We start from the raw sequence: 18879 nt of genomic DNA on the forward strand, positions 1-18879 counted from the left end.
CATAGAGGGGGGCGATGGTTGGTCTGGCGGGTGCCTGGCCCTATACTTTTCGACCACATCACTCACCCTCCTGCTCAGGCGCCATGACAACTTCTTTGCTCAAGCGAATTGCTCCCGTTGTTTTCTCGGCCTGCCTGTTGGTGGCCTGCGGTGGGGAGGGCTACGACAGTCTGATGAACTCAGCCCGCACGGCTTTGTCCAAGGGCGAGAGCAAGACGGCCATCATTCAGTTGAAGAATGCACTGCAGAAGAATCCGGAGTCCGGCGAGGCGCGTTTTCTCTTGGGCAAGGCCTTTTTGGACAGTGGTGACGCGCGCTCGGCCGAGGTGGAGTTGCGCAAGGCGATCGCCGCCAAGTTTGAGGCCGCACAGATCGCGCCGGTGATGGCGCGTGCGCAGCTGGCGCTGCAGGCCTACAAGCCGATGATCGAGCTTTACGGCGAATTCAAGCTGGCAGACGCGGCGGCAAGAGCCGACCTGAAAACTTCGCTGGCGACCGCCTATGAGGCGACCGGCGCGCGGGAGAAGGGCGAAGCCGCCTTGCAAGAAGCGCTGCAGGCCAAGCCCGGCTTTGCGCCCGCCGTCTTGCTGCAGGTTCGCCTGAAGCTGCGTGGCGGCGATGCGCCGGCCGCCCTGCAGCTCCTGGATGCCTTGCTCAAGAACGAGCCCGCGCTGGCTGAAGCCTGGCGGCTCAAGGGCGATATCGTCTTGGGTGGCATCAAATCGGCGGTCGAAGGCGTCAAGGACATGGACGCCGCAGAGGGCGTGGCAGCCTATCGGCAGGCGCTGGTCTTGAATCCCAAGGATCTGGGAGCGCATGCGGGGCTGATCAATCATTGGATCGAGGCCGGTGAGCTTGACAAGGCTGCTGCCGATCTCGAGGGGTTGAAGAAGGCGGTGCCCAAAGACCCGCAGGCTTTTTACTTCGAGGCGCTGCTGGCATATTCCCGCAAAGACTACGCGGCCGGACATGGCCCGGCCCAGGAGCTGGTCAAGCTCGCGCCTGAAAGCCCATTGGCATTGCAACTGGCCGGGGCGATCGAGTACGAGCTGAAGTCTTTTGGCCCGGCCGAGGAAATGCTGGCCAAGGCGTTGAAGCTGGCGCCTAACTTGTCGGCGCCGCGGCGCATGCTGACGCAAATTTATCTGCTGACGTCCAGCCCTGCCAAGGCCGTGACGGCGATCCAGCCCCTGCTTTTGAACGGCACGCCCGATGCGCAAGTCTATTCGCTGGCCGGCGAAGCCTATCTGCAAAACGGCGATCCGAAGAAGGCCGAAACCTACTTCGCGCAAGCCGCCAAATTGAACCCCAAGGACAGCCGCAGCCGCACCCAGCTGGTCTTGGGCAAGGCGGCCACCGCAAAGCCCGAGGACATCTTGGCCGATCTGAAGGCAATTTCGGACAGCGACCCCAGCTCGGTCGCCGATATCGCCATCATCCGCGCGCACCTTCAGCGCCGTGATCTGGACAAGGCCTTGGCCGCCATTGATGTGCTGGAGCGCAAGAGCCCGAAGCGCCCGATCGCTGCCAATCTGCGCGGCTTGGTGCAGCTGGCCCGCAAGGATGTGGCCGGCGCGCGCGTCAACTTCGAGAAGGCCTTGGCCTTGGACCCGAGTTTCTATCCGGCGGCCGCCTTGCTGGCGTCTTTGGATATGGCCGACAAAAAGCCCGATGCCGCCAAGCTGCGGTTCGAGACCTTGCTGAAGGCAGCGCCCGATAACGTCAAAGCCCACCTGGCTTTGGCCGAGCTGAAGGAGATCGGCGGGGCAAGCAAAGAGGAAGTCCTTGCGCTGATCGAGAAAGCCGTGTTGATCAAGCCCACCGACGCCGCGCCGCGTGTGGCCCTGGTCGATCATCATCTGAAAAACCGGGACCTGAAGGCGGCCCAGATTGCGGCGCAAAAAGGCATCGCCGCGCTGCCCGAGGCGCCCGAATTGCTGGAGGTGCAGGGCCGCGTGCGCATGCTCGCGGGTGAGTACAACCAGGCGACCGAATCATTCAATGCGCTGGCCCGGGTGATGCCGCGCTCGCCGATGCCGCATATGCGCTTGGCCGAGGCCTATGTGTCCTTGAGGAATTTTCCTAACGCCACGGCCAGTCTGAAGCGGGCTTTGGATTTGGCGCCCGACTATCTGGTCGCCCGCAAGCGACTGGGCGAGGTGCAGTTGGCAGCGGCCGACTACAAGGGCGCCCTGGCCAGCGCCGCTTTGATGCAAAAGCAAGAGGCCGGCAAGCCGGCAGGCTTGAGTCTGCAGGGTGATGTGTTGGCGGCCCAGAAGGACTGGGCCGGTGCAGCATCAGCTTATCGGCAAAGCTTGGCGGCCGGCGCGGAGGCGAATGCCGATGTGGCGGCCGGCGTGGCCAGCAAATTGCATCATGCGCTGGTGCTGACTCCAAACAAGGCCGAGGCCGAGAAATTTGCCGCCGGCTGGATCAAAGACCACCCCAAGGATGCGGTGTTTCAGTTCTATCTGGGCGGAGAGGAATTGCTGCAAGGCCAGTTGGCCCTGGCCGAAACCCGCTTTGCCGCAGTGTTGAAGTTGCAGCCCGAGAATGCCCCGGCACTGAACAACATGGCTTGGTTGCTGATGAAGCAGGGCAAACCGGGTGCCTTGCCTTTGATCGAGAAAGCCAATCAGCTGCTGCCCAAGCAAGCCGAGTTCCTGGATACCCTGTCCTTGGTGCTGGAGGCCGAAAAGCAATTGCCCAAGGCGATTGAGGTGCAGAGCCAGGCGCTGGATTTGCAGCCTGACAACCATGAAATGCGCATGCGTTTGGCCAAGCTCTACTTGGCCAGCGGCGACAAGACCAAGGCCAGCGCCGAGTTGCAACGGCTGGCCAAGGCCGGCAAACAGTACGGCGGCCAAGCCGAGGTGCAGCAGTTGCTGCGTGCGCTCTGATTCAGAACGTCCTCAGGTCTTGGCGATTTTGGCTGGTTTCAACCAGTCCAGCATTTGCTGAGTCAGCAAGGGGCTGCTGAGCAACTCCATATGGTTCATGCGGTAACAGACCAGTTGCTCTGACTTGGCAAAGCCCAGATCACGGCGCGGGTCACTGTGTTCGCCCAAGGCGCTGTGCAAGGGCACCAGGCCGTCGCCGATCAGCCGGTTGGCGAGCGCGCCTCGTTTGGCTGCCATCGTGGCCGCAACCGCAAAGCAGTTGACGCTGGCCGGCAGCGGCGTGATCAGGCGTTGATCGGGCAGGCGGTGGAAGCGATTGTCGCCCTGCCAGTCTTCGTCGCGCACATGACCATGGCGCAGGTCGGTGATGCCGGCGCTGCGCAAATGACCGAGCTTGGCCAGCGGCGCGGTGTAGGGTGTGCTGCCCAAGAGCACATCGATCCAGTTGCCGGCCCGCTCCAGTGGTGCGCCGTGATGCGGTGTGCCCAGGAAGACGATGTTCTTCAACAAAGGCAACCAGTTCGATCCCTGTTCAGACGCCAGATGGCAGGCACTGCGCGTCAAGAGGCCGCCCATGCTGTGGGCGACGATGCTGATTTCTTCGAGCGGAGTCGGCCAATGCCGCGCCAGCAATTCCAATTGAGCCGCCAACTCGCGGCCGTTTTGTGAGGTGTGCAGGCCCGAGTTGTAGCGCAGATAGATGGGGGTGTAGCCCAGCGCCAAGGCCAGTGCCTGGCCGTGATCGACCGGCTGCCCCTTGTTGTCGGCTTGCCATTGCAGATCATTCATACACAGGCCGTGGATCAGCAGCAAGACCTTGCCGCTCGGGGCGAACTTTGGCGGCAGGTCTTGCCAGTCCAAGACCTTCCCTTGCCAGCGCAGGCTCATCGCCGTGGCCAGGGGGTTGTGGGTCGCCAGCAAGTGGTCGCCCATCACGCCATTCAAGGCCGCCAGCAGGGCGGCTCGCTGCGGGCTTTCTGTTGAGCTGTCGGTGCCGGACGCCAACATGGGTTCGAGTCGCTTCAACAGTGCTTGCAGGCCAAGCCCAACCAGGCGATTGACGCCGTGCACGCTTTTGTAGGCCAGGCCGGTGATGCCGCGCGTTTGCCCGGCCACCTGCCCGCCCGGAACGCCGAGGCGATCCCAAATCGATTGATGCACGCCTTCAACAATGCGTGCAATGCCCTCGGTTGCTTGGTTGCCCAGTTGGGCGATGCCACGCAGATCCGAAGGCAATAAATGTTTGGCGGTGCGCTTGGGAGTCTTTGAGTTCATGCTCGCTGGGCCGGCGATAAAAAGTCGCAAGGAGGCTCGATTGTGCGGCCACCCACCTAGACGCGCCGCTCTATTCAACTCACCAGGGTCAACACCGCGAAGCTGGAAAACACAAAAACGATGCTGCTGAAGTTGAGTACAAGGAGTGCAAAGGCGCGCGGCAAGGTGCTCCACCAGCGGCAGCGGTAGACGCGCTGCAGGGCAATGACGGGATAGACCAGGGCGGCCGTGCCGGCGATTGCCGACAAGGGCTCCCATTGAATCAACAGCAGCATCACCATCACAAACCAGAAGGCGTGCAGGTGCAGCGCGAACGTCAGATGCTCGGTGTAGCGCATGCGCTTGTCCCAAAAAATCAATTTCAACCAGAGCGCAAAGCAGGGCAGCAGTACAAACATGGTGGTGCCGATATTGCCCAGGGCCCGCTCGGACAACTGCACCATCTCCTTGGCCATGCCGGCGTGATCCAGCGTTAGGCGGTGTTCCAGGCGTTTGCACATTGATTCGGGCAATTTGTCGCAGAAGAACACGCCGTCTTTCAAGCCGGCCTTGAAGCCGCCCAGCCCGCCGATTTGGATGTTCTTGGTGTCGCCGTCTTCCAACTGAATGACCTTGGACGAGCTTGGGCCCTTGATCTCCGGGGCATTGGCTTCGATTTTGCTGCTGGCTACCAGGCGCAACGACAATAAAGCCAGCACGCTGATGGTCAGGTATAGGCGCAGTGGCAGCACATAGCGGCGCCGCCTTCCGGCCAGGTATTCCAATGTCAACTGGCCCGGCAACAAAAGCAGGCGCCACAGCGTGCGCCACAGCGCCCCTTCGGTCGAGATATAGGCGCCGCCGAATTGCTGCATGAACTCCAGCAGCGTCGGCGCACGCAGGTTCGATTCTTGACCACAGGCACCGCAGAACTTGGGCCGCGGAGCGGGGAAGGGTGTGCTGCAGTTCGCGCAGCAATCCTGTGTGGGGGTTGGTTGGCCATTGTGGCCCGGCAAGATAGTCATCGCATGATTGTCTGAGCAAACGCAACGTCATATCGAGTGTCCGGGTTCATACCGCCTACACACTATTCAGTTAGGCTGAGGGATCGCCAATCAAGGCGCACCTTGGCTGCTTGTTCCGCATTTCCAGCTTGACCGCAGGCGCTACCATTGCGCTACAAAATTGAAAGGTTTGAAGAATGAAAGTAACTGCCATTGGCACCGGCTATGTCGGCCTCGTGACCGGCGCGTGTTTGGCCGAGATGGGCAATCATGTGGTCTGCCTGGACGTCAATGCTGAAAAGATCCGGGTGCTCAACGCGGGGGAGATCCCGATCCATGAGCCGGGCTTGTTGGAGATCGTGCGCCGCAACGTGGCGGCGGGGCGTTTGCAGTTCACCACCGATGTAGATTTGGCCGTCAACCACGGCACCATTATGTTCATCGGTGTGGGCACGCCGCCGGACGAAGACGGCTCGGCCGATCTGCAATATGTGCTGGCGGCGGCGCGCTCGATAGGTGCGCGCATGACCGACTACAAGGTGATCGTGGACAAAAGCACGGTGCCCGTGGGTACGGCGGACAAGGTGCGGGCTGCGGTGGCCGAGGAATTGGCAAAACGCGGTTCCACATTGGCCTTTTCGGTCGTGTCCAACCCCGAGTTTCTGAAGGAAGGCGCGGCGGTCGAGGACTTCATGAAGCCCGACCGCATCATCATCGGCTCTGACGACGAGCAGGCAACGCTGTTCATGCGAGCCTTGTACTCGCCCTTTACCCGCAACCATGACCGCATGATAGTGATGGACCTGCGCAGTGCTGAGTTCACCAAATATGCGGCCAATGCGATGCTCGCCACGCGCATCAGCTTCATGAATGAAATGGCGTTGTTGGCCGAGAAGGTCGGCGCAGATATCGAGTTAGTCCGTCGGGGCATTGGATCCGATCCGCGGATCGGCTACAGCTTTTTGTATGCGGGCGCCGGTTATGGCGGTTCCTGCTTCCCCAAGGATGTGAAGGCCTTGGTGCAAGCTGCGCAGAGCGAGGGCATTCCATTGCAGGTTTTGACAGCCGTGGAGGCCGCCAACGAGCGTCAGAAGCTGTTGTTGGTGGACAAGGTGGTGGCGCGCTTCGGTGCCGATCTGAGTGGCCGGCATTTCGCCATCTGGGGGCTGGCATTCAAGCCCAATACCGACGATATGCGCGAAGCGCCTGCCTTGGTGATCCTGCGCGAACTGCTTCGCCTAGGCGCTACGGTCGCAGCCTACGACCCGGTGGCCATGACCGAGGCCAAGCGACAGTTGGGCGAGCTGCCGGCCTTGAGTTATTGCCAAAGCGCGGAGCAGGCGCTGGAGGGCGCCGATGCTTTGTTGCTGGTGACCGAGTGGAAGGAATTCAAAAGCCCGGACTTTGACGTCATCAAATCGGCCTTGAAGCAGCCGGTCGTGTTTGACGGCCGCAATCAGTACGAGCCTTCATTGATGAAGGTCTTGGGCATTGAGCACCACGGCATCGGCCGTGGCACGGCCTAGTCAAACAGCCTTGGGGCATCGGCCAGCAAAGGCGCTTTGGCGTCTTTGTCGGCCAGCAAAGCCGGTACGCCAGTGGCGGGCCAGTTGATGCCGATGGCGGGATCATCCCAGCGCACCGCGCCCTCGCATTGCGGGGCGTAGTAGTCGGTGGTTTTGTAGAGGAAGTCTGCTGTTTCGCTCAAGACCAAAAAGCCATGTGCAAAACCTGGCGGCACCCAGAGCTGACGTTGGTTCTCTGCACTCAGCTCGACGCCTTCCCAGCGACCGAAGTTGGGGCTGGAGCGGCGGATATCGACCGCCACATCAAACACCGCGCCGCTGACCACGCGCACCAGCTTGCCTTGTGTGTGCGGCGGCAACTGGAAATGCAGACCGCGCAGCACGCCGCGTGCCGAGCGGGAATGGTTGTCTTGTACGAAGCGGACCTCATGTCCGACCGCCTTGTTGAAGCTCGCCTCGTTCCAGCTCTCGGTGAAAAATCCGCGTGCGTCGCCGAACACGCGCGGCTCGACGATCAGGACCTCGGGCAGGCTGGTAGGGGTAATTTTCATTGTCAGAATGCTTTTTCGCTTAGCAACTTTTGCAGGTATTGGCCGTAGCCATTCTTGGCCAAGGGTTTGGCCAGTGCGGCCAGTTGATCGGCCGTGATCCAGCCCGAGCGGAAGGCGATTTCCTCGGGGCAGGCCACCTTCAGGCCTTGGCGTTTTTCCAGCGTGGCGATGAACTGGCCGGCTTCCAGCAAGCTGTCGTGGGTGCCGGTGTCCAGCCATGCATAGCCGCGCCCCATGATTTCGACCTGCAATTGCTGCTGCTTCAGGTACTGGGCGTTGACATCGGTGATTTCCAACTCACCGCGCGGGCTGGGCTTGATGGCAGCGGCAATATCGCAGACCTGCTCGTCGTAAAAATACAGGCCGGTGACGGCGTAATTGCTCTTTGGTTGCAGCGGTTTCTCGGCCACCGAGAGGGCCTTCTTTTGCGCATCGAACTCGACCACGCCGTAGCGCTCGGGGTCGGTCACATGGTAGGCAAACACGGTCGCGCCGGTTTGATTGGCATTGGCATTGGCGAGCAGACCTTGGAAGTCATGGCCGTAAAAGATGTTGTCTCCCAGTACCAAGGCGCTGGGGCTGCCATTGATGAAATCGCGGCCGAGGATGAAGGCCTGCGCCAAGCCGTCCGGGCTGGGCTGCACACAATAGCTGATGTTCAGGCCCCAGCGCGCACCGTCGCCCAGCAAGGCTTCGAAGCGCGGGATGTCCTGCGGGGTGCTGATCAAGAGAATGTCACGGATGCCGGCTAGCATCAAAGTCGCCAGCGGGTAGTACACCATCGGCTTGTCATAGACCGGCAGCAACTGTTTGCTCATGGCCAGGGTGGCGGGATGCAGGCGGGTGCCGGAACCACCGGCGAGGATGATGCCCTTGCGATTTGTGGTCATGAAGTCTTCCTCAGAGGATTTCGGTCAGCATGCGCTCAACGCCCACTTGCCAAGCTGGCAGCTTGAGGCCGAAGGCGGCTTGCAGCTTGATGGTGGACAGGCGGGAGTTCAAGGGGCGTTGCGCGGGTGTGGGGTAGTCGCATGTTGGGATCGCCAGCACTTGGTCTGGGCTGACCTTGATCGGCGTGCCCCGGGCTCTGGCGAACTCGATCACATGCTGTGCATAGGCATGCCAGCTGGTTTCGCCATTGGCCACCGCATGGTAGGTGCCGCTCAGGGCGGGATTGGCCCGCGTGGCCCTGAGCATATGGGCCGTCAGGTCGGCCAGCAGATCCGCGCCGGTAGGGGCGCCGATCTGGTCGGCAATGACTTTCAGTTGCTCGCGCTCGGCAGCCAGGCGCAGCATCGTCTTGGCGAAATTGCCGCCGCGTGCCGCATAAACCCAGCTGGTGCGCAGGATCAGGTGTTCACATCCGCTGGCACGAATCGCGTCCTCGCCGGCCAGCTTGCTGGCACCGTAGACGCTCAAGGGCGCAGTGGACGCGGCTTCAGCGCGCGCTTGCTCGCCGCTGCCGTCGAACACGTAGTCCGTGCTGTAGTGGATCAGCAAGGCACCCAGGGCCTTGGCCTCCAGTGCCAGCAGACCGGGCGCAGTGGCGTTGATCTGGTGGGCCAGTCCAGACTCGGTTTCAGCCTTGTCGACGGCGGTGTAGGCGGCGGCGTTGACAATCACTTGCGGCGAGATGGCCTGAACAGTCGCCAGCAATGATGCGCTGTCGGCCAGATCGCCTCCGCTAGCCCTATCCAGCGAAATCAGCTCGCCCAGCGGCGCCAAGGCTCGCTGCAGCTCCCAGCCGACTTGGCCGTTCTTGCCCAGTAGCAGAATTTTCATGCCGTGTACTGTTGTGCTACCCAGTCCCGGTAAGCGCCGCTTTGCACCCGTGCCACCCATTCGGGGTGGTCCAGATACCACTGCACGGTCTTTCGGATGCCGGTCGCGAAGGTTTCGGCCGGGCGCCAGCCGAGCTCGCGCTCGATCTTGCGGGCGTCGATGGCATAGCGCCTGTCATGGCCGGGTCTGTCCTTCACGTAGCTGATCAAGCGCGCGTAACTGCCGGCAGCATCGGGCCGCAACTCGTCCAGCAATGCGCAAACGGTGTGCACGATGTCCAAATTGGTCATCTCGTTCCAGCCGCCGATGTTGTAGACCTCGCCTACCTTTCCACCGGCCAGCACAGCCCGGATCGCCGAGGCATGGTCGGTCACATACAACCAGTCCCGTACATTCTTGCCGTCACCATAGATGGGCAGCGCTTTGCCGGCCAGCGCGTTGACGATCATCAGCGGGATCAGCTTCTCGGGGAAGTGCAGCGGCCCGTAGTTGTTCGAGCAGTTGGTGGTCAGCACCGGCAGACCATAGGTATGGTGCCAGGCCCGCACCAGATGATCGCTGGCAGCCTTGCTGGCCGAGTAGGGGCTGTTGGGCTCGTAGGTTTTGGTTTCGGCGAAAGGGGCGTCGTCCAGGCTCAAAGAGCCGTAGACCTCATCGGTCGAGACATGATGAAACCTGAACGCAGCCTTGTCCGTCTCGCCCAGCTCGCTCCAGTAGCCGCGCGCCGCTTCGAGCAGGGTGTAGGTGCCCTCGATATTGGTGCGCATAAAGGCGCCGGGGCCGCTGATCGAGCGGTCTACATGGCTTTCGGCGGCGAAGTGAACCAAGGCTCTTGGCTTGTGTTCGGCCAAGAGCTTGGCCACCAGCGCGCCGTCACAAATATCGCCTTTGACGAACACATGGCGTGCATCGCCGTCCAGCGCAGCCAGGTTTTCCAGATTGCCGGCATAGGTCAGCGCGTCCAGTGTCACCACCGGCTCGTCTGACTGAGACAGCCAATCCAAGACAAAATTGCTGCCGATAAAGCCGGCGCCGCCGGTGACGAGAATGGTCATATCAATCCAGAATTACAGACGCCAGACGCGCAGGCCGGCTGCTTGCAAGGCTTGCTGGTCAAAGGCCGCCTTGACGTCGATGAAAGCGCCGCCCGGCAGCAGTTTAGCGGCCAGGTCGGCGGCGCTCAGGGCTTTGTAGCTCTTGTGCGCTACGGCCGCGACGATGGCGTCGGCCCGGGGCAGTTCCGCCCAAGTCACCGGCCGCACGCCGTACTCATGTACAGCCTCGTCAGCGTCGGCATCCGGGTCGGTGACGATCACCTCGACCCCGTAGGTCTTCAGCTCGGTGATGATGTCGATCACCTTGGAGTTGCGCAGGTCGGCGCAGTCTTCCTTGAAGGTCAGACCCAGGACGTTGACCTTGGCGCCCTTGATGGCGCTGCCGGCCGCAATCATTTGCTTGATGGTCTGCTCGGCGATGAACTTGCCCATGCCGTCATTGATGCGCCGGCCGGCCAGAATCACCTGCGGGTGATAGCCCAGCATATCGGCTTTGTGGGTCAGGTAGTAAGGATCGACGCCGATGCAATGGCCACCGACCAGGCCCGGCTTGAACTTCAAGAAGTTCCACTTGGTGCCGGCCGCTTCGAGCACTTCGGAGGTGTCGATACCGATCTTGTCGAAAATGATGGACAACTCATTCATCAGCGCGATGTTCAGATCCCGCTGGGTATTTTCGATCACCTTGGCGGCCTCGGCGACCTTGATGCTGGCGGCACGGTGGACGCCGGGGATGATGATTTTTTCGTAGACCTTGGCAACGGTGTCCAGCGTCGCGGGCGTGTCGCCGGAGACGATCTTGAGGATCTTGGTCAAGGTGTGCTCTTTGTCACCCGGGTTGATGCGCTCGGGTGAATAACCGATGAAAAAGTCCTGCTTCCACTTCAGACCGGACTCGCGTTCCAACACGGGAATGCAAACCTCTTCGGTGGCACCCGGGTAGACGGTGGATTCATAGACCACGATCGCACCCTTCTTGAGGTTGCGGCCCACACTGGTGCTGGCGCCAATGAGTGGGCGGAAGTCGGGAATATGGGCGCCGTCAACCGGCGTGGGTACGGCCACGATGATGACGTCGGCTTCACGCAGGCAGGCCGGATCAAAGCTGTATTCGGCATGCGGCGACTGGCTCATTTCCTCGTCGCTCAACTCGCGCGAAGGGTCCACACCAGCCTGACATTTGGCGACCTTGTCCTTGGCGATGTCGAAACCAATGGTGCGGCCATGCTTGCCGAACTCGATCACCAGTGGCAAGCCCACATAACCCAAACCCACCACGGCAATCACGCTCTTTTCGCTCATTTCCTATTCCCCAAAATTGAAAGTTCTCAGAACTTAACTGCGGCCGTACGTGTCTTCAAAACGCACGATATCGTCCTCGCCCAGGTAGGAGCCGGACTGCACCTCGATAATTTCCAGCGGCACCTTACCCGGATTGGCCAGCCTGTGCGTTTGGCCCAGGGGGATATATGTGCTTTGGTTCTCGCTCAGCAGCAAAACCTTGTCGCCATTGGTGATCTCCGCGGTGCCGGAAACAACAATCCAGTGCTCGGCGCGGTGGTGGTGCATCTGCAGGCTCAAGGTCGCACCCGGCTTGACCATGATGCGTTTGACCTGAAAGCGCTCACCCGAGTCCACGCTGTCATACCAGCCCCAGGGGCGGTGGACTTTGCGATGCAGAGTTTGCTCACCGCGTTTCTCGGCGTCCAGTCGGGCGACGATTTTCTTCACCTCTTGGCTGCGGGAACGGTCGCTGACCAAGATGGCATCGGGGGTTTCCACCACGACCACATCGCTCAGGCCCACCACGCTGACCAAGCGGCTGGTGGCGTGCACCAAGGTGTTGTGGCTGTCGCTGAAGATCGCGTCCCCAATGGCTGCGTTGCCGTTGGCGTCTTTGTCCGCCACTTGCCAGACGGCATCCCAGGCACCGAGATCGTTCCAGCCGGCGTCCAGGGCCAACATGCGCAAGGCAATGTCGCTGCCGGGGCAGCGTTCCATGACCGCATAGTCGACCGACTCCGACGGCACGGCGGCGAATTCGGCCTTGCCGGGACGAATGAATTTGGCATCGACCGAGCGCGCGGCCCAAGCGGTGCGGGTGGCTGCTGCAATATCGGGCCGGAAACGCTCCAGTGCTTTTATCCAGACGCTGGCGCGCAGCACGAACATGCCGCTGTTCCAGAAGTAGTTGCCCTCCGCGACATAGCGCTCAGCCGTCGCGGCATCGGGCTTCTCAACGAACTGGGCCACGGCCAAGCCTGACCCGTCTGCCTCGGTGCGGATATAGCCGAACCCGGTCTCGGCGCGATCGGGCGTGATGCCCAAAATCACGATCGATCCTTCGGCCGCTTGCCGGATCGCTTGTTGCAGGGCGGCTGTGAAAGCCGGGCCGTTGGTGACGGTTTGGTCAGATGGCGTCACGACCAAGACCGGGTCAGCGCCATTCTCCAAGGCGTGCAGCGCGGCCAGCGTCAGCGCAGGCGCGGTGTTACGGCCCATGGGTTCGAGCAAGACGCCGCTGGTTTCCAAGCCGGTTTCGCGCAGTTGATCCAGCACCAGAAAGCGGTGCTCTTCATTGCCGATGATGGCTGGACCTGCCAGCGCGATGTCGGCCGCGGCGAGAGCGCCCAAGCGTTCGGCGGCTTGCTGAAACAGGCTGGTATTGCCGGACAAGACCAGAAACTGCTTGGGGAAACCAGCGCGCGAGAGGGGCCACAAGCGGGTGCCGCTGCCGCCGGCCATGATGACCGGTTGAACTTGGATCAGGGACATTTGAGGATTCCAAAAAAATTTAAAACTTACGCAAAACCCTGCGGATTCATGCTCTGCCAGCGCCAACTGTCCTGGCACATTTGCGCCAGGTCATGGCGGGCCTGCCAGCCCAGGCGCTCGCGGGCGAGTTGGGGGTCGGCATAGCAGGCCGCTACATCGCCAGCACGTCTGGGCACGACGGCGTAGGGCACGCTGCGCCCGCTGGCCACTTCATATGCCTTGACCAGATCGAGCACGCTATAGCCTTGACCGGTGCCGAGATTGGCGGTGATTGATTCTTGGCCGCCCAGCAGGAAACGCAGCGCCGCCACATGACCCTCGGCCAGGTCAACCACATGGATGTAGTCGCGCACGCCGGTGCCGTCAGGTGTTGCATAGTCATTGCCGAAGACCTGCAGGCGCTCGCGCCGCCCGACGGCGACCTGCGCCACATAGGGCATCAAATTGTTCGGTGTGCCGCGTGGGTCTTCCCCGATCAGCCCGCTGGCGTGGGCGCCTACCGGGTTGAAGTAACGCAGCGCGGCGGTCTGCCAGGCCGCATCAGCCGCACCCAGGTCGCGCAAAATTGTTTCACCCATCAGCTTGGTCGCGCCGTAGGGGTTGACGGCCGACAGCGCCGCGTCTTCACGCAGGGGCAGGCTTTCTGGTACACCGTAGACGGTAGCACTCGAGCTGAAGACCATGCGCTTGCAGCCAAAGCGGAGCATGGTCTCGCAGGTGTTGATCAGGCCCCCGAGGTTGTTGCGGTAGTAGCTGAGTGGCTGAGTGGTTGATTCGCCGACTGCCTTGAAGGCGGCGAAGTGCACGACCGCGTCTGGCCGATGGCGCTCAAAGACGGCGTTCATCGCAGCAGCGTCGCAAACATCGGCACGCTCGAACACGGGCTCTTGGCCACTCAGGGTCTTCAGGCGGTTCAACACCTCGGGTGAACTGTTGGAGAAATTGTCGATACCGACCACCTCAAAGCCGGCCGCCTGCAGGGCCAACCAAGTGTGCGAGGCAATATAGCCGGCAGCGCCGGTCAGCAAGATGCGTGCAGTCATGATGTGGGCTCAATCAGTACAGCAGGATTTGGCCGTAGCAGCCGTAGCTGTTGGCATCAAAGGTGTAAATTTCTTGCGAGCTGTTGCGCGATGACTTGTTGTATTGGCAGCCCATGGTGATGCCGCGCGAATATTGCCAGCGCGCACCCAGATTGAAGGCGTTGTCGCGATCGGTGTCTTCGGAGCGCCGTCCCGCAGCATCATTGATGCGGCGGCTTTTGGAAGTGCTCAGGCCACTGGTGAGAAAGACCTTGCCGGTCAACTCGTAAGTCGCATTAACTTGCAGGCCATTGGTAATGCGGTCCTGCTCGGAGCTGGTATTGGCGTTGCTGAATGAGGATTCCAGGCCCGTGTCGCGGCTGACGCTGCTGGAAATATTCCATTTAGCGCTAGGCTGCCAACCCCAGGTGATTTGGCCGGTCACGCCCGAGAAATCATTCCCGACGCCTTGCTTGATCTTGGAACGGCCAGTGCTGATGCGGCCCTCCAAAGTGCTGGCCCCGCTGGCAACCCAGCGGCCGGTGAAGTCGATGTCTTTGCGTTCGAACTCGCGGGCTTCAACGGGCTTGGAGATGGGCACCCCGTTGAAGGTCGGCGTATAGGTTGGGTAATTGTCGGTCGTAACGCGGCCGGCGACGCCCAGCCGCAAATCGGTGCTGGGCTGCCACACAGCGCCGAGTGAAAAGCGATTCTGATCAAACTCGAATTGCGCATATTCATCGGCACTGAAGCGACGCGTACGGTGTCCCGCCCCGACTTCAAGCGAATACTGCGTCACCAAGCCAACCCGCACCACACCGTTCAAATTGGTGTTGTTCTCGGTGTTCTTTTTGCGTATTGCCAGTGCCGTACGCTCGGTATAGGTGCTCAGCGCCTGACTGTTATCGATGTTGATGGTGCCGGACAGCCGCTCCAGCGTCGACCAGTCCAAACCGCCCTTGACGCTGTAGCCGACGTTGTTGAGGTCGGTGTTCTTGCTGTAGCGGTTGGTGTTGACGTTGACGTCCGCATAGACGCGCTGGCGACCTATGGGTTGATTGACGCCGGCCAACAGACTCGCGGTGGCGACGGTATCGTCGTTAGGGCTGTAGACCGAGCGGTAAATGTTCGAAACCCGGTTGATGCCGAGTGAACCGCCATAGTAATAGGGATTTGACTCGGCCCAGGCCGGTACGGCGCCAGCCCAGGCAGCTAAGCAGGCTGTGGCCAGAAACAATCGACGTTGCGCGTGAGGCATGAATATCCTAAAGAGAATGGGGTCAGCGAAACTGAGCTGATCGAATCAATATGCGTTGCGATCAAACAGCATCAAACGGGCGGTGCGAGCGATGATTTGCAAATCCAGGCCCAGCGACCAATTGCGCAGGTATTCCAGATCATATTCAACGCGGGCTTCCATTTTATCGATGGTATCGGTCTCGCCCCGCAGGCCATTGACCTGTGCCCAGCCGGTGATACCGGGTTTGACCTTGTGCCTGACCATATAGGCCTTGATCAGCTTTCGATACTCTTCGTTGTGCGCGACGGCATGGGGCCGAGGACCGACGATACTCATTTGACCCTGCAAGACGTTGACGAACTGAGGCAACTCGTCCAGCGAGGTGCGCCGAATGAAGGCGCCGAACTTGGTAATGCGTGGGTCTTCCTTGGTCGCTTGCTTGACGACCTTGCCATTGTCCTGGGTGCGCATGGAGCGGAACTTGTAGACAATGATTTCCTCGCCGTCCAGACCGTTGCGGCGCTGCTTGAAGATGATGGGGCCGGGAGAGCTGTACTTCACCCCTATAGCCACCGCCAGCAAGATCGGCGAGATCAATACCAGAATCAAACTGGCCAGAACAATATCGCTGATGCGTTTGACCAACTCATTGGTGCCGGTAAACGGGGTTTCGCAAATTCCCACCACTGGCACGCCATTCATGTCTTGCAAACGGCCTTGGATGATGCTGATGCCGAACACATCGGGCACAAAAAACAAAGAAGCCGTCGTGCCTTGCACTTGCTCCAACAATTGCACGATGCGGGGCTGAGAACCCAAAGGCAAGGTGATATAGACCTCGCGAATATTGTGGGTGCGCACATACTCGCTCAGTTCGCTGAGGCGACCCAAGAGCTTGTTGCGAGAGTCCTCATGCAGGCGGTCGTCTTGCCGGTCTTCGAAATAGCCGAGGAAATCAATGCCTTGGTCCGCGCCCGCATTCAAGGCTCTGGCGACCTTGGCGCCGAGCGGTCCGGCACCGACGATGACGGCGCCGCGCCTTGCACTACTGGCCCGGCGGGCCCGCTCCCAGCGACCGGCTTGGATGGCCAAGACCTGTAAAACCGGCGTCAAGCCCGCCCACCAATACAGCACACGATCTTCGAAATAGCCCATGCTGTTGGTGGCGTACCCGCACAGCGCAAGAATCACCAACAAGGCGCCCCAGGAACTCAGGACGTCAACGGTCGCGCTGACGCTGCTGCTGCCGGAGAAACGGTTGCGTCCGGGAAAGGTCAAGGCGAACACCAGCAAACACAGCGTCAGCCCGGACCGGAGAATCGGTTCGCCAAAAAAAGCACTGACGGCCAAAAAGCACAGCACGATGATGCTGGGCTCCATGAAGGCAGCGATCAATGATTCGACGGACTGCGGCGCGCTGTAGAACGTTCTCTTGTAACTTCGGTCCTCGAACATCGATCTCCCTTGTTCCTTACTGCCGCATCGGCGTTGTTCTGCATGGCATAGCAAATTGCACTGAGTCGCTGCTGGCGGGCAGGACAGTCCGGCTGACCATTGTTTCCTTTCCCAACCAAATTCCCGCGACGGGATTTTGGCGTGGATTCTCTCTCAATTCGATGTGGGTTTTGAATCGCCCCCCTGATTCGAACTTTCACCGCGACTGCCTACAATCCGCTCATGCTGAAATATTGGATGAACTTGGCAACGCCGGCCGCACAGGATCGCATGATCCTGTTACTGAATCATGTCCTGAGCCGCGAATCCCACGCCATGGCTCGTTTGCTGCCTTTTGCAGGCAGGGCTGTTGTTTTGCATCTGCAGAATTGGCCTGCGCTGCTGCCGGCAGCGCCCGACTTGGGATTGCTCGTCACGCCTGCGGGCCTGTTTGAGCGCCAGGCCTTGCAGGAAGCTGCGCCGGCCTTGCGAATCGAACTGGATGCGGCCAATCCGGCCCTGGTGGCGCTGGGTGCGCTATTGGGTGAGCGCCCCAGCGTGTCGGTGCAGGGGGACGCGGCCTTTGCCGGCGAGATCAGCTGGCTGATGGAGAACCTGCGCTGGGACATCGAGGATGACTTGGCCAGCATCGTTGGGCCGGTTGCTGCGCATCAGCTGTCTGTTTGGGGGCGTTCTGCTGCCTCGGCCGTAGCCGCCCTGGCCCGCAGTGCGGCGGCGTTCAAGCCGTCCGGCAGCAAAGCCGCATGAGGTACTTTGCGCGCCTGTTCGTCATTGTCTGGACGATTCTGCGTTTTGGCCTTGATGAGCTGGCGCTGTCGGGCTTTCGGCGCAAGCGTTTTCGGCTCTTGCGCCGAGCGGTCTCTTTAGGTCGCAGTTGGGAGCAGCCGCGCGGCGTGCGACTGCGCCTGGCGCTGGAGCATCTCGGCCCCATCTTCGTCAAATTCGGTCAGGTTTTGTCGACCCGGCGTGATCTTGTGCCTGAGGATATGGTGGAGGAGTTGGCCAAGCTGCAGGACCGGGTGCCGCCATTTCCGGCCGCCGAGTCGCGCGCCCTGGTCGAGAAGGCCTTTGGTCGTCCGGTCGCTGAGCTGTTCGGCAGCTTTGATGCCGAACCGGTCGCCAGCGCCTCGATCGCTCAAGTGCATTTCGCCACCCTCAAAGACGGTCGCGAGGTCGCCGTCAAGGTCCTGCGCCCCGGCATGCTGGACACCATCGACGACGATCTGGCTCTGCTGCGGACCATCGCGGTCTGGGTCGAGCGCTTGTCGGCCGATGGCCGGCGCTTGAAGCCGCGCGAAGTGGTGGCCGAATTCAGCACCTATTTGCACGATGAGCTTGACTTGGTGCGCGAAGCGGCAAATGCGGCGCAGCTGCGCCGCAATATGACCGGCCTGGATCTGGTCATGGTGCCCGAGATGATGTGGGATATGTGCAGCTCCGAGGTCATCGTGATGGAACGCATGCATGGCGTGCCGATTTCGCAGCTGGAGCGTTTGAAGGCCGCCGGCATCGACATCCCCAAGCTGGCGCGCGACGGTGTCACGATCTTTTTCACGCAAGTTTTTCGCGACGGCTTTTTCCATGCCGACATGCACCCTGGCAATATCCAGGTCAGCTTGAATCCGGCCACCTTTGGCCGCTATATCGCGCTGGATTTCGGCATCATCGGCACGCTGACCGAGGTCGATAAAGAGTATTTGGCGCAGAACTTCATTGCCTTTTTCCGGCGCGACTACAAGCGCGTGGCCGAGTTGCACATCGCCTCGGGCTGGGTGCCGGCGGGCACGCGGGTGGATGAGTTGGAAAGCGCGGTGCGGGCGGTCTGTGAGCCGCATTTCGATCGGCCTTTGAAGGATATTTCGCTCGGCCAGGTCTTGATGCGCTTGTTCCAGACCTCGCGCCGTTTCAATGTCGAAATCCAACCGCAGCTGGTATTGCTGCAAAAGACGCTGCTCAATATCGAGGGTCTGGGCCGTCAGCTCGACCCCAATTTGGACCTCTGGGCCACGGCCAAGCCTTTTCTTGAACGCTGGATGAACGAGCAGGTCGGTTGGCGCGCACTGCTCAACCAGATTCAGAAGGAGGCGCCGCGCTACGCCCAGCTGTTCCCCGAGCTGCCGCGTCTTTTGCATGATGCCTTGAAGCGTCAAGCCTCGCCCTACGAGGAACAGGCCATCACGGCCTTGCTGCAGGAGCAAAAACGAACCAATCAACTGCTCAAAGCTTTGCTTTATGGCGGCTTGGGCTTTGTATTCGGCTTGGTCGGCGCTCATGTATTGCTGCGCGCCGGGCTGATTTTTGGGGGCTGATGTTTT

Annotated in this window: 15 protein-coding genes; 4 read left to right on the top strand and 11 right to left on the bottom strand. The window is 60.9% G+C overall.

Annotation, left to right across the window (positions count from 1 at the left end; genetic code table 11):
- The first annotated feature begins 83 nt into the window (after positions 1–83).
- Positions 84–2900 (top strand): XrtA/PEP-CTERM system TPR-repeat protein PrsT, encoded by a 2817-nt coding sequence (gene prsT, locus LNV09_RS23820; RefSeq protein ID WP_263559559.1) that lies wholly within the window; start codon positions 84–86, stop codon positions 2898–2900.
- Positions 2901–2912: 12 nt separating this feature from the next.
- Here the strand turns inward: prsT and LNV09_RS23825 are convergent, their stop codons facing one another.
- Positions 2913–4175, bottom strand: coding sequence for an esterase/lipase family protein (locus LNV09_RS23825; RefSeq protein WP_263559560.1), 1263 nt, complete (start codon positions 4173–4175; stop codon positions 2913–2915).
- A gap of 74 nt (positions 4176–4249) precedes the next feature.
- Positions 4250–5179, bottom strand: coding sequence for a DUF3667 domain-containing protein (locus tag LNV09_RS23830; RefSeq protein ID WP_263559561.1), 930 nt, complete (start codon positions 5177–5179; stop codon positions 4250–4252).
- Between the two features lie 176 nt (positions 5180–5355).
- Between LNV09_RS23830 and LNV09_RS23835 the strand changes: the two genes are divergently transcribed.
- Positions 5356–6684: a UDP-glucose dehydrogenase family protein gene (locus LNV09_RS23835; protein ID WP_263559562.1), complete on the top strand. Its 1329-nt coding sequence runs from the start codon at positions 5356–5358 to the stop codon at positions 6682–6684.
- Here LNV09_RS23835 and rfbC read toward each other — a convergent pair.
- From rfbC to LNV09_RS23880, 9 genes are read right to left on the bottom strand one after another with little or no spacing between them, the layout of a single operon-like run.
- Positions 6681–7235 carry a dTDP-4-dehydrorhamnose 3,5-epimerase gene (gene rfbC, locus LNV09_RS23840; protein ID WP_263559563.1) on the bottom strand — a complete coding sequence of 185 codons (555 nt, stop codon included), beginning with the start codon at positions 7233–7235 and terminating at the stop codon, positions 6681–6683. The genes LNV09_RS23835 and rfbC overlap by 4 nt on opposite strands.
- Positions 7236–7237: 2 nt before the next feature.
- Complete coding sequence (rfbA, locus tag LNV09_RS23845; RefSeq protein ID WP_263559564.1) at positions 7238–8125, bottom strand: glucose-1-phosphate thymidylyltransferase RfbA; 888 nt, start codon at positions 8123–8125, stop codon at positions 7238–7240.
- Positions 8126–8135: 10 nt separating this feature from the next.
- Positions 8136–9017, bottom strand: coding sequence for a dTDP-4-dehydrorhamnose reductase (rfbD, locus tag LNV09_RS23850; RefSeq protein WP_263559565.1), 882 nt, complete (start codon positions 9015–9017; stop codon positions 8136–8138).
- Entirely contained in the window at positions 9014–10072 is a 1059-nt protein-coding gene (rfbB, locus tag LNV09_RS23855) for a dTDP-glucose 4,6-dehydratase (protein WP_263559566.1), read from the bottom strand. The genes rfbD and rfbB overlap by 4 nt, the downstream gene beginning before the upstream one ends.
- 12 nt (positions 10073–10084) lie before the next feature.
- Positions 10085–11374 (bottom strand): nucleotide sugar dehydrogenase, encoded by a 1290-nt coding sequence (locus LNV09_RS23860; protein WP_263559567.1) that lies wholly within the window; start codon positions 11372–11374, stop codon positions 10085–10087.
- 33 nt (positions 11375–11407) lie between these two features.
- Positions 11408–12847, bottom strand: coding sequence for a mannose-1-phosphate guanylyltransferase/mannose-6-phosphate isomerase (locus tag LNV09_RS23865; RefSeq protein ID WP_263559568.1), 1440 nt, complete (start codon positions 12845–12847; stop codon positions 11408–11410).
- Positions 12848–12873: 26 nt separating this feature from the next.
- A complete protein-coding gene (galE, locus tag LNV09_RS23870; protein WP_263559569.1) occupies positions 12874–13890 on the bottom strand; it encodes a UDP-glucose 4-epimerase GalE in 1017 nt (338 codons plus the stop codon).
- Positions 13891–13903: 13 nt separating this feature from the next.
- Entirely contained in the window at positions 13904–15127 is a 1224-nt protein-coding gene (locus LNV09_RS23875) for a porin family protein (protein WP_263559570.1), read from the bottom strand.
- A 45-nt stretch (positions 15128–15172) separates the two neighbouring features.
- Positions 15173–16564: an undecaprenyl-phosphate glucose phosphotransferase gene (locus LNV09_RS23880; RefSeq protein WP_263559571.1), complete on the bottom strand. Its 1392-nt coding sequence runs from the start codon at positions 16562–16564 to the stop codon at positions 15173–15175.
- Between the two features lie 222 nt (positions 16565–16786).
- On the opposite strand from LNV09_RS23880, the gene LNV09_RS23885 reads away from it, so the two are divergent.
- Both LNV09_RS23885 and ubiB read left to right on the top strand, forming a co-directional pair.
- Positions 16787–17311, top strand: a complete 525-nt coding sequence (locus tag LNV09_RS23885) for a hypothetical protein (RefSeq protein WP_263559572.1) — start codon at positions 16787–16789, stop codon at positions 17309–17311.
- The gene (gene ubiB, locus LNV09_RS23890; RefSeq protein ID WP_263559573.1) at positions 17308–18873 is read left to right on the top strand and encodes a ubiquinone biosynthesis regulatory protein kinase UbiB; all 1566 of its coding nucleotides are present in this window, start codon (positions 17308–17310) and stop codon (positions 18871–18873) included. The genes LNV09_RS23885 and ubiB overlap by 4 nt, the downstream gene beginning before the upstream one ends.
- Positions 18874–18879 lie beyond the last annotated feature (6 nt).

It is taken from the genome of Paucibacter sp. B2R-40 (assembly GCF_025717555.1).
Lineage (GTDB): Bacteria > Pseudomonadota > Gammaproteobacteria > Burkholderiales > Burkholderiaceae_C > Paucibacter_A.